Genomic DNA, 10,074 nt, shown 5'->3' with positions numbered 1-10,074 from the left:
GCCGGCCGCGTCGGCGAGCCGCACGGCCGTCACCACGTGGTCCGGAGGCAGACCGTCGACCGGTCCGGCCGCCAGGAGGCGGACGTCGGTGAAGGCCTCGCCCCGACGCATCGGCCCGCCGACCCGCCGGCCGACGAGGTCGTCGGACGACAGCAGGTGCTGGGGCGCCGCCGCGGCCGGCAGCAGCGAGGAGGTGACGTCGCCGGCGGAGAGCACCGTGCCGCTGGCGAGGTCGCGGGCGGCGACGGCCACCTCCACCTGGTCGGGGGGACGTCGCACCGACGCGAGGGCCAGCAGCACCGCGAGAGCCGTGCACAGGGCCGCGAGCAGACGACGGTGCTCGAGCAGGGCGGAGCGCAGACGGTCCATCCGCCCACGCTAGGCAGCGCGCCGGGCCTCGTTCCAGCGCGTCTCCACAGGGGAGCCGCTCAGGCGGCCGAGCCGCCCGTGGACGACGAGCCGCTGCTCGAGGCCGACGTGCCGGACGACGACCCGCCCGACGACGAGGAGGTCGACGACGTCGTGCCCGACGACGAGGAGCTCGAGGAGGACGAGCTCGAGGTGTCCGACGACGTGCTCGTGCTGCGGCTGTCGGTGCGGTAGAAGCCCGACCCCTTGAACACGACGCCCACCGCGTTGAACACCTTGCGGAGCCGGCCCTGGCACGCGGGGCACTCGGTCAGCGCATCGTCGGTGAACGACTGGTGCACCTCGAGCGCGTTGCCGCACTCGGTGCACTGGTACTGGTAGGTCGGCACGGTCTTCTCTCCTGGATGTCACCGGTCGGCGGGTGCCGCTCCGGCACGAGGTCTCCGACGTCAAAGGGTACAGTTCCCTGCATCGTGACCGACCCTGACTCATCCGGGACCCCGTGATGACCGAGCTCCTCCTGCTGGGACTCTCGTTCCTCCTCATGCTCGCGTGCGGCGTCTTCGTGGCGGCCGAGTTCTCGTTCGTGACGGTCGACCGCGCGACGGTCGAGCGCGACGCCGAGCGCGGCGACGCGGGCGCGGCCGGCACCCTCAAGGCGCTGCGCAGCCTGTCGACCCAGCTCAGCGGGGCGCAGCTCGGCATCACCATCACCAACCTGGCGATCGGGTTCCTCGCCGAGCCCGCCATCGGGCGCCTCGCGCGAGGCCCGCTGGAGGACCTCGGCGTCACCGGCGGGGCGCAGAGCGCCGTCGCGTACGGCCTGGCGCTCTTCCTCAGCACCGTCGTCACCATGCTCGTCGGCGAGCTCATCCCGAAGAACCTGGCTCTCGCCCTGCCGCAGCGCGTCGCCGCCGTCGCCCAGCTGCCGCAGCGGGTGTTCACCCGGGTGATGGCCTGGCCGATCCGGTTCCTCAACGGCACGGCCAACCGCACCCTGCAGCGCATGGGCGTCGAGCCGCAGGAGGAGCTGCGCTCGGCCCGCTCGCCGGTGGAGCTGCGCTCGCTCGTGCTGCGCTCCGCCCGCGAGGGGGCCATCGACGACGAGACGGCCGACCTGGTGGCGCGCAGCATCGCCTTCGGCGACCGCACCGCCGCCGACGTCCGCACGCCCCGGGTCCGCGTGCACTTCCTCGACGTCCGCGACACCGCGCTCGACGTCATCGAGGCGGCCCGCCAGACCGGCCACTCCCGGTTCCCCGTCACGGGCCGGTCGCCGGACGACGTCGTGGGCATCGTGCACGTGAAGCAGGCGGTCGCGGTCGATCCCGACCGACGTCGCGGCGTCCGTCTCGGCGACCTGGCCGGTCCCGTCACCACCGTGCCCGACAGCCTCGAGCTCGACCCCCTGCTGGCGCTGCTGCGCGAGCAGGGGATGCAGATGGCGGTCGTCGTCGACGAGTTCGGCGGGACCGACGGCATCGTCACCCTCGAGGACCTCGTCGAGGAGATCGTCGGCGAGGTGCTCGACGAGCACGACCGCGTCGCGAGCCGCAGCCGCCACCGTCCCGACGGTGCCTGGTCGCTCTCGGGGCTCCTGCGGCCCGACGAGGTGCTCGAGCAGACCGGCGTGGCCCTGCCCGAGAGCGAGGACTACGAGACGATCGCCGGCCTGCTGCACGCCGAGCTGGGTCGTCTCGGCGTGCGCGGCGACGTCGTCCACCTGCAGGTCGATCCCACGCCGGACGACGAGGACGACGACCCCGAGCCGCTGCAGGTCTCGCTCACCGTCGAGCGGATGGAGGGTCGCCGGATCGACCGCGTGACCCTGGCCGTGAAGGCCCCCGAGGGTGCTGAAGACGGGGCCGACCCGAGCGGGGCGCGCCCGAGCGGGGCCGACCCGACGCGGGACGGTGACGTCCGTGGGTGACTGGATCGGCGTCGGGCTGACGTTCGTGCTGCTCGCCCTCAACGCCCTGTTCGTCGCTGCGGAGTTCGCGCTCATCTCGGCCCGACGGACCCAGCTCGAGCCTCTCGCGCAGGCCGGGTCGCGCACGGCCCGGCTGGCGCTCAAGGCGGTCGAGAACGTCACGCTCGCGATGGCGGCTGCCCAGCTCGGCATCACGATCTGCTCGCTCGGCCTCGGTGCCATCAGCGAGCCCGCGCTCGCGCACCTGATGGAGCCGGCGTTCGAGCTCGCCCACGTGCCCGAGAGCCTCGTGCACCCGATCTCGTTCGTGATCGCGCTGTCGGTGGTCGTCTTCCTGCACGTCGTGTTCGGCGAGATGGTGCCCAAGAACCTCGCGCTCGTGCAGCCCGACCGCGCCGCGCTCGTGCTGGGTCCGTTCATGCTGCTCGTCATCGCCGTGCTGCGGCCGCTCGTCGTCGTGCTCAACGGCATCGCCAACCTCGCGGTCCGCCTGCTCGGCGTGCAGCCGGTGGAGGAGGTCGCCTCGACCTACTCCCACGACGAGGTCGCGGGCCTCGTCGACGAGTCGCGTCGCGAGGGTCTGCTCGACGACGACGAGTACGGACTCGTGCAGGGTGCCCTGGAGTTCCACGACGGACGGGTCGAGCAGGTGCTGCTGCCGCGCGACGGACTCGTGACCGTCGCGCCGGAGGCGACGCCGGCCGACGTCGAGCGGGCGTGCGCCGACACCGGCTTCTCGCGCTTCCCCGTCGTCGACGCCGACGGCGACCTCGCCGGCTACCTGCACATCAAGGACGTGCTCGAGACCGACGACGTCGCGCGCCGCGCGCCCATCGCCGACAAGTGGCTGCGGCCGCTGTCGACCGTCGGGGCAGGGTCGGGGCTCTACGAGGCGCTGCGGGTCATGCAGGCCAAGGGCTCCCACATGGCGCGGGTGGCCGACGGGTCCGGGCAGGTGCTCGGCGTGATCATGCTCGAGGACGTGCTGGAGGAGCTCGTGGGCGAGATCCGCGACGCGGAGCGGCTCGGGAGCTAGACCGGCGCCTCGGGCACGCGGAACACGCCGTTCTCGGTGACGACCACGTCGACCGGCAGGTCGTGCGGCTCGTGCGGCACCTCGGCCAGGAGCTCCTCGGCGTGCACGACGGCCACCAGCAGCGGCCGACGCCGCTGGGGGAGGCCGGCCAGGGCGCGGTCGTAGTAGCCGGCACCCCGGCCCAGCCGACGGCCGGCGTGGTCGACGGCCAGCGCGGGCAGCACGACGACGTCGACGGTGCCGAGCGCGTCGTCGGGGAGCGTCGCGCCCACCGGCTCCTCGACGCCGAGCCGCGAGCGGGTGGTCGGGACCGCAGGGTCGTGCGACGCCCAGGCCAGGGAGCCGTCGCTCCGGCTGACCGGCACGAGGACCTCCACGCCGCGCTCGAGCAGGCCCGCGAGCAGCGCCTCCGTGCCGGGCTCGCCGGGCATCGAGCGGTACGCGGCGACGCGACGGGCGCGGACCACCGACGGCAGCGCGAGGAGGTGGGCGGCGACCGCGTCGTCGACGGCGCGACGCTGCTCGGGGTCGCGACGACGGCGGGCGTCCAGCAGTCGCGGACGCACCGCCCGCTTCTGCTCGGCGGCCGCCTCGTTCCGCTGACGCGCGCCCGGACGGTCCATACGTCTAGCCTAGGCGCGTGGACGGACTCGAGCTCGCACGGAGCACCATGGAACGCGCCGGCGTGGCGGCACCCGCGATCGAGGTCTTCAGCGACTTCTACCGTCAGCTCGAGGGCGGTGCCACCGGCCTCGTCCGCGAGGCCGACGTCGACCCGCTGGTCGACGTGGACCGCGCCGCCGACGTCACCTTCGACCTCGACGCGCAGCGCGAGGCCGCCGCGGTGACGGCCGTCGTCAAGCTCAACGGCGGGCTCGGGACGTCGATGGGCATGGACCGGGCCAAGAGCCTGCTCCCCGTCCGCTCCGACCTCACCTTCCTCGACATCATCGCCCGCCAGGTGCTCCAGGTCCGGCGCGACCTCGACGTGACGCTGCCGCTGCTGTTCATGCACAGCTTCCGCACGCAGGACGACTCGCTGGCACGGCTGCGGCAGCACGAGGGCCTCGAGGTCGAGGGCCTGCCGCTCGACTTCCTGCAGAACCGCGAGCCGAAGCTGCGCGCGGACGACCTCACCCCCGTGCAGTGGCCCGCCGACCCGGCGCTCGAGTGGTGCCCGCCCGGGCACGGCGACCTCTACACGGCGCTGCTCGTCTCGGGCGTGCTGGAGCAGCTCGTGGCCGCCGGCTACCGGTACGCCACCGTCTCGAACGCCGACAACCTCGGCGCGGCGCCCGACCCGTCGATGATGGCGTGGTTCGCCTCGACCGGGGCGCCGTACGCCGCCGAGGTCTGCCGGCGCACGCCCGCCGACGTCAAGGGCGGCCACCTCGTCGTCCGCCGCGCCGACGGTCGCCTGGTGCTGCGCGAGACCGCACAGACGGCCGACGAGGACGCGGCGCTCGCCGCCGACGCGGACCGGCACCCGTTCTTCCACACGAACAACCTGTGGTTCGACCTGCCTCGGCTGCTCGACACGCTCACCGAGCGCAACGGCGTGCTCGGCCTGCCCCTCATCCGCAACGAGAAGACCGTCGACCCCACCGACAAGACGTCGCCGAAGGTCGTGCAGATCGAGTCGGCCATGGGTGCCGCCGTGGAGGTCTTCGACGGCGCCACCGCCATCGAGGTCGAGCGCTCGCGCTTCCTGCCCGTCAAGACGACCAACGACCTGCTGCTGCTCCGCTCGGACGTGTTCGGCCTGGGCGACGACAGCCGGCTGCGCGCCACCGTCGACCCGCGGCCGCTCGTCGACCTCGACCGCCGCTTCTACACGACCATCGCCGACTTCGACGCCCGCATCCCGCACGCGCCCTCGCTCGCCGGGGCGTCGTCGCTGACGGTGCGCGGCGACTGGCACTTCGGGCGCGACGTGGTGGTCACCGGCGACGCGACCCTGGACGACGACGGCACGGCACGCAGCGTCCCGCAGGGTGCCCGGTTAGGCTGACGCCCATGTCTTCCGACGCAGGGAACGAGGCCGCTCCGCCCTCCGGCGACGCTGCTCCACCCCGGGGACCGCGTCCGCGCGTGCGTCCGGAGAGCGTGCCCGACGGCTTCCTCACCGTCGAGGACCACCTGGAGAAGATCCTGCGCGGCATCGGCCCGCTCGAGCCGTACGACCAGCCGGTCGTGGAGTCGCTCGGCCTGCCGCTGCACGCCGACGTGCACGCCCCGATCTCCCTGCCCCGCTTCGACAACTCCGCCATGGACGGGTACGCCGTCCGCGCCGAGGACCTCGCCCAGGCCACGTCGGCCACGCCCGTCGAGCTGCCGGTCGTGGCCGACATCTACGCGGGGTCGAGCCGGCCGTTCGCGATCTCGCCGGGCACCGCCGTCAAGATCATGACGGGTGCGCCGGTCCCGCGCGGCGCGGACGCCGTCGTGCCGTTCGAGGCCACCGACCGCGGCAACGCGCGGGTGCGGTTCACCGAGGCGGTGCGCGAGGGCCAGCACGTCCGTCGGGCCGGCAGCGACGTCGGCCAGGGCGACCTCGTCCTCCCTGCCGGCACCGTCGTCGGCCCGCGGGAGGCAGGGCTGCTGGCCTCGCTCGGCCTGGGTCGGGTCGCCGCCCGACCGCGACCGCGCGTCGTGGTGCTGTCCACCGGCAACGAGCTCCGCGAGCCGGGCGCCCACCTCGACTTCGACTCCATCTACGACGGCAACAGCTACATGCTCGCCGCCGCCGTGCGGGCGGCCGGGGCGATCGCGTACCGCGTGGGCGCCATCGGCGACGACCCGCGCACCTTCCGACGCACGCTGTCCGAGCAGCTCGTCCGCGCCGACCTCGTCGTGACGAGCGGCGGCATCAGCGAGGGCGAGAAGGACGTCGTCAAGGAGACGCTGTCGGCGCTCGGCACGGTCGCCTTCCCGAAGGTCGCCATGCAGCCGGGCAAGCCGCAGGGCTTCGGCACGATCTTCGACGAGCAGACCCCGATCATCACGCTGCCCGGCAACCCGGTCTCGGCCTACGTGTCCTTCGAGGTGTTCGTGCTCCCGGCCATCCGCCGGCTCATGGGCCTCACGCCGTACCGCCGGCCCATGGTGCACGCCGTGCTCACCCAAGACATCGCCTCCATCCCCGGGCGTCGCCAGTACGTTCGCGGCGTCTTCGAGGTCACCCACCGCGGCGCCAAGGTGACCCCCCTCGGGGGCCACGGGTCGCACCTGCTCGGGTCCCTCGCCCAGGCGAACGCCCTGATCGTCGTGGGCGAGGACGAGACCGCCCTGAACCTGGGCGACACCGTCCGCACCCTCGTCCTCGACAGGCCGTTCTGACGTGACCGGTCCCGAGCCGTCCGCCCCGCGGCTGACGCACGTCGACGAGACCGGCGCGGCCCGGATGGTCGACGTCGGCGCCAAGGACGTCAGCCGCCGCACGGCGACCGCGCGCGGTCGCGTCGAGGTGTCCGCCGAGGTCGTGGCGCTCCTGCGCGGCGAGGGCGTGCCGAAGGGCGACGCCCTCGGCGTCGCACGGGTCGCCGGGATCATGGGCGCGAAGCGCACGCCCGACCTCGTCCCGCTCTGCCACCCGATCGCGATCAGCGGCGTCGAGGTCGACCTCCACGTCGCCGACGACGCCGTCGAGATCACGGCCAGCGTCCGCACCACCGACCGCACGGGCGTCGAGATGGAGGCGCTCACGTCGGTCACCGTTGCCGCCCTGACGGTCGTCGACATGGTCAAGGCCGTCGACAAGCGGGCGCGCATCACCGACGTCGAGGTCGTCGCCAAGGCCGGCGGACGCAGCGGCGACTGGGACGTCCGATGAGCGGCGCCACCGGCGGCCGACGCGGCGCCGTCGTCGTCGCGTCCAACCGCGCGGCCGCGGGCGTCTACGAGGACACGACCGGACCGCTGCTCGTCGACGCGCTCCGTTCCTGGGGCTTCGAGACCGGCGACGCGGCCGTCGTGCCCGACGGCGACCCGGTCGGGCACGCCGTCGCCGACGCCGTGGCGTCGGGTGTGGCGGTCGTGCTGACCACCGGCGGCACCGGCATCAGCCCCACCGACCGGACGCCCGAGGTGACCCGGCCGCTGCTCGACCGCGAGCTGCCCGGCCTGGCCGAGGCGCTGCGTGCCGCGGGGGTCGCCAAGGGCGTCCCGACCGCCGTCCTTTCGCGAGGTCTGGCCGGCGTCGCTCGGAGCACCCTCGTCGTCAACCTGCCCGGCTCCCGCGGGGGCGTGAAGGACGCCATCCAGGTGCTCGCCGACGTCGTCCCGCACGCCGTCGACCAGCTGGCCGGCGGAGACCACGCCGGCCCGGACCACCCGGGACCACAGGCGTCGGCATGAAGGGCTGGCCCGTCGAGCTCACGCACGGCGACGTCGGGGTGCGGCCCTTGCGGCGCTCCGACGCCCGCGCCTGGGCACGGCTGCGCCGGGCCGACGTCGCGTGGCTGTCGCCGTGGGAGGCCACGCTGCCGCCCGGCGGGGGAGCGGCCCCGCTGTCGTACCGCGCCATGATCGTGACGCAGCGGCGTCGCGCGCGCCAGGGTCGGGCGATGCCCTTCGTCGTCACCTGGCGTGGCGAGATGGTCGGCCAGGTCACCGTCAACGGCATCTCCTGGGGCTCTGCCCGGTGGGCCAGCATCGGCTACTGGATCGCACGACGTCATGCCGGCCGCGGGATCACGCCCGTCGCCGTCGCCCTCGTCGTCGACCACCTGCTCGACACCGTCGGCCTGCACCGGGTCGAGATCTCCATCCGGCCGGAGAACGAGGCCAGCCTGCGCGTCGTGCAGAAGCTCGGCCTCGACGAGGTCGGGCTGGCGCGCGGATACCTGCACATCGACGGCGCCTGGCGCGACCACCGGGTCTTCCAGGTGCTCGCCGACGACCGTCCGGGCCGGCTGCTGGAGCGCGTGACCCGCGACGACGAGGCCCGACGTCGGTCGCCGTCGTGAGTCACGCCTGCCACATCCGTCACAAACTTCACGCGACACACGACTGACCTGCGGAGATTCCCCCGACGGGCGACCTACGGTTGATCCGTGGGTGCCAATGGACTGATCGTCGCGTTCGTCGTCGCCGTGTGGGCGGCGTACTTCGTGCCGCTCGTCCTGCGTCGGTACGACGAGGCGAGCTCCTCGGAGTCCCTGGAGTCGCTCAGCCCGTTGAGCCGCGTCATCTCCCGTCGCGGCCACGGCGAGCCGACCGAGGACGCCACCGACGAGGTGCCCCTCTCGGCGCCGGTCGACACTCCCACGACCGCCGCCGAGCCGACCCCGAAGGCCCCCACCGTGACCGAGACCCCGACCGCCCGCCGTGACGCGCCGACCCGCCGTGCCGCGGTCGTCGCCGCCCGTCGCCGCCGTCGCACGCTGCTGACCCTGCTGACCGCGCTCGCCGTGGTGGGTGGGCTCGCCGGCTTCTCCGTCGTCTCACCGGTCTGGGTAGCCGCACCGGTCGCCCTGGTGGTGGCCTGGCTCGTCGCCTGCCGTGTGCAGGTCAGGGCCGAGCGTGGCATCAGCCGTCCGGCGACGGAGCGTCGTCCGCTCTCCTCCCGACTGCCGTCCGTCAAGCTCCCGGCGCGTGACACCGCTGCCGAGCGAGCCTCGCGCCGAGCCGTGCCGCGCACGCCCGACGAGGAGCACACCGTCGTCGTCTCGCACCAGTTCGAGGACGTCGAGCCCGACCGCAAGCACGTCATGGAGCGGGCGGAGCTGCCGTTCGACGCGCTCGAGGAGAAGCTGCAGATCGCCGTGCCGTCGGTCAGCACCGCCGGGACCGCCCTCTGGGACCCGCTGCCGGTCACGTTGCCCACCTACGTCACCAAGCCGCGCGTCGGCCGCACCGTCCGCACCATCGACTTCGACGCGCCGGGTGCCTGGACGTCCGGACACGTCGAGGGCGAGGACGTGGAGCTGCCGGGTCGCGCACGGTCCGCGCAGGCGGCTCCCGAGACGTCGCGTCGCGCGTCGGGGGAGTAGCCCTCGGAGCCGTCCGGACCCCCTGCGGGACGAGACGGCACGGGTGCTAACCTGATCCAGACCTGGGGCATTGGCGCAGTTGGTAGCGCGCTTCGTTCGCATCGAAGAGGTCAGGAGTTCGAATCTCCTATGCTCCACCCGCACCACGAAGAGCCTCCCAGCACGGCTGGGGGGCTCTTCGTCGTCTCCGGGGCCACAGATCGCGAGCGCTCCTCGGCCGCAGGCCGGGTGGGGTCGCGCCGTCCTGCCCGGTGTCGCTGACCCTCGGAACGACACGTGGCGCGTGCGACCGTGCCGGGCCCGCGCGGCTCCGCCGGGCCCTGAGGCGTGCATACTGCGACAGCACGATGCCGTCGTTCCAGGGTTTTCTGGACCTCCACGACCGTGCCGGAGGCGCAAGGAGGGGGGTGGTTTGACGGCCCTAGGAGGGGGTGTGTAATGTTCTTCTTGTTGCACCGCACGGCGGGGCGCAAGGCCAGAAGGCCGGGTGTCCGGTGGGTGTGACCCGCTTGAACCGAAACGATCAATGCCAGGTTCGTCTGGAGACTGATCGCTGACAACGGCGAGCGAGGACTGGAAGAATGCGAGCTTGTCTCGCCCGATCCAGTCAAGTAGGTTTGACCAGCCCCTGGTGGGTGGGCCCTGATGTGGGTCTGTCTGGTGGGTGTGCGTCTGATGTTTGAGAACTCAACAGTGTGCTAAAAGTCGACGAGAAGTAATCAGTTTTACCCCCGTCGGCAGGCATG

Annotated in this window: 11 protein-coding genes and 1 tRNA gene; 9 read left to right on the top strand and 3 right to left on the bottom strand. The window is 73.1% G+C overall.

What is annotated here, in order from left to right; genetic code table 11:
- Together NH339_RS15385 and NH339_RS18600 are read right to left on the bottom strand one after the other, a co-directional pair.
- Positions 1-369: SAF domain-containing protein (locus NH339_RS15385; protein ID WP_253026890.1), on the bottom strand; the 369-nt coding region annotated here is incomplete at its 3' end.
- Positions 370-428: 59 nt separating this feature from the next.
- Entirely contained in the window at positions 429-758 is a 330-nt protein-coding gene (locus NH339_RS18600) for an FmdB family zinc ribbon protein (protein WP_308207089.1), read from the bottom strand.
- A 116-nt stretch (positions 759-874) separates the two neighbouring features.
- On the opposite strand from NH339_RS18600, the gene NH339_RS15370 reads away from it, so the two are divergent.
- Positions 875-2,299: a hemolysin family protein gene (locus NH339_RS15370; RefSeq protein WP_253026888.1), complete on the top strand. Its 1,425-nt coding sequence runs from the start codon at positions 875-877 to the stop codon at positions 2,297-2,299.
- Entirely contained in the window at positions 2,292-3,335 is a 1,044-nt protein-coding gene (locus NH339_RS15365) for a hemolysin family protein (RefSeq protein WP_253026886.1), read from the top strand. The genes NH339_RS15370 and NH339_RS15365 overlap by 8 nt, the downstream gene beginning before the upstream one ends.
- Here the strand turns inward: NH339_RS15365 and NH339_RS15360 are convergent.
- The gene (locus NH339_RS15360; protein ID WP_253026884.1) at positions 3,332-3,958 is read right to left on the bottom strand and encodes a 5-formyltetrahydrofolate cyclo-ligase; all 627 of its coding nucleotides are present in this window, start codon (positions 3,956-3,958) and stop codon (positions 3,332-3,334) included. The two genes, NH339_RS15365 and NH339_RS15360, sit on opposite strands and share 4 nt — an antisense overlap.
- 47 nt (positions 3,959-4,005) lie before the next feature.
- On the opposite strand from NH339_RS15360, the gene NH339_RS15355 reads away from it, so the two are divergent.
- The 7 genes from NH339_RS15355 (at position 4,006) to NH339_RS15325 (ending at position 9,465) form a co-directional block, all read left to right on the top strand.
- Entirely contained in the window at positions 4,006-5,346 is a 1,341-nt protein-coding gene (locus NH339_RS15355; RefSeq protein WP_253026894.1) for a UTP--glucose-1-phosphate uridylyltransferase, read from the top strand.
- Positions 5,347-5,426: 80 nt separating this feature from the next.
- A complete protein-coding gene (gene glp, locus NH339_RS15350; RefSeq protein WP_236749735.1) occupies positions 5,427-6,674 on the top strand; it encodes a gephyrin-like molybdotransferase Glp in 1,248 nt (415 codons plus the stop codon).
- 64 nt (positions 6,675-6,738) lie between these two features.
- The gene (moaC, locus tag NH339_RS15345; RefSeq protein WP_253026892.1) at positions 6,739-7,167 is read left to right on the top strand and encodes a cyclic pyranopterin monophosphate synthase MoaC; all 429 of its coding nucleotides are present in this window, start codon (positions 6,739-6,741) and stop codon (positions 7,165-7,167) included.
- On the top strand, positions 7,164-7,691 hold the full coding sequence (locus tag NH339_RS15340; RefSeq protein ID WP_253026882.1) for a molybdenum cofactor biosynthesis protein B: 528 nt from the start codon (positions 7,164-7,166) through the stop codon (positions 7,689-7,691). The genes moaC and NH339_RS15340 overlap by 4 nt, the downstream gene beginning before the upstream one ends.
- Positions 7,688-8,302, top strand: a complete 615-nt coding sequence (locus tag NH339_RS15335) for a GNAT family N-acetyltransferase (protein ID WP_067859159.1) — start codon at positions 7,688-7,690, stop codon at positions 8,300-8,302. The genes NH339_RS15340 and NH339_RS15335 overlap by 4 nt, the downstream gene beginning before the upstream one ends.
- A gap of 87 nt (positions 8,303-8,389) precedes the next feature.
- Positions 8,390-9,328, top strand: coding sequence for a hypothetical protein (locus NH339_RS15330; protein ID WP_253026880.1), 939 nt, complete (start codon positions 8,390-8,392; stop codon positions 9,326-9,328).
- Between the two features lie 64 nt (positions 9,329-9,392).
- Positions 9,393-9,465, top strand: a tRNA-Ala gene (locus NH339_RS15325).
- Positions 9,466-10,074 lie beyond the last annotated feature (609 nt).

Origin of the sequence: Aeromicrobium sp. CnD17-E (assembly GCF_024124745.1) — a bacterium.
Classification (GTDB): Bacteria; Actinomycetota; Actinomycetes; order Propionibacteriales; family Nocardioidaceae; genus Aeromicrobium.
This window is presented reverse-complemented; position numbering and strand designations above follow the sequence as displayed.

Excerpts from the sequence above, each read along its gene's own strand:
- NH339_RS15340 (WP_253026882.1), top strand. The coding sequence starts at position 7,164 with ATGAGCGGCGCCACCGGCGGCCGACGCGGCGCCGTCGTCGTCGCGTCC.
- NH339_RS15370 (WP_253026888.1), top strand. The coding sequence starts at position 875 with ATGACCGAGCTCCTCCTGCTGGGACTCTCGTTCCTCCTCATGCTCGCG.
- moaC (WP_253026892.1), top strand. The coding sequence starts at position 6,739 with ATGGTCGACGTCGGCGCCAAGGACGTCAGCCGCCGCACGGCGACCGCG.
- NH339_RS15335 (WP_067859159.1), top strand. The coding sequence starts at position 7,688 with ATGAAGGGCTGGCCCGTCGAGCTCACGCACGGCGACGTCGGGGTGCGG.
- NH339_RS15355 (WP_253026894.1), top strand. The coding sequence starts at position 4,006 with ATGGAACGCGCCGGCGTGGCGGCACCCGCGATCGAGGTCTTCAGCGAC.
- NH339_RS15360 (WP_253026884.1), bottom strand. The coding sequence starts at position 3,958 with ATGGACCGTCCGGGCGCGCGTCAGCGGAACGAGGCGGCCGCCGAGCAG.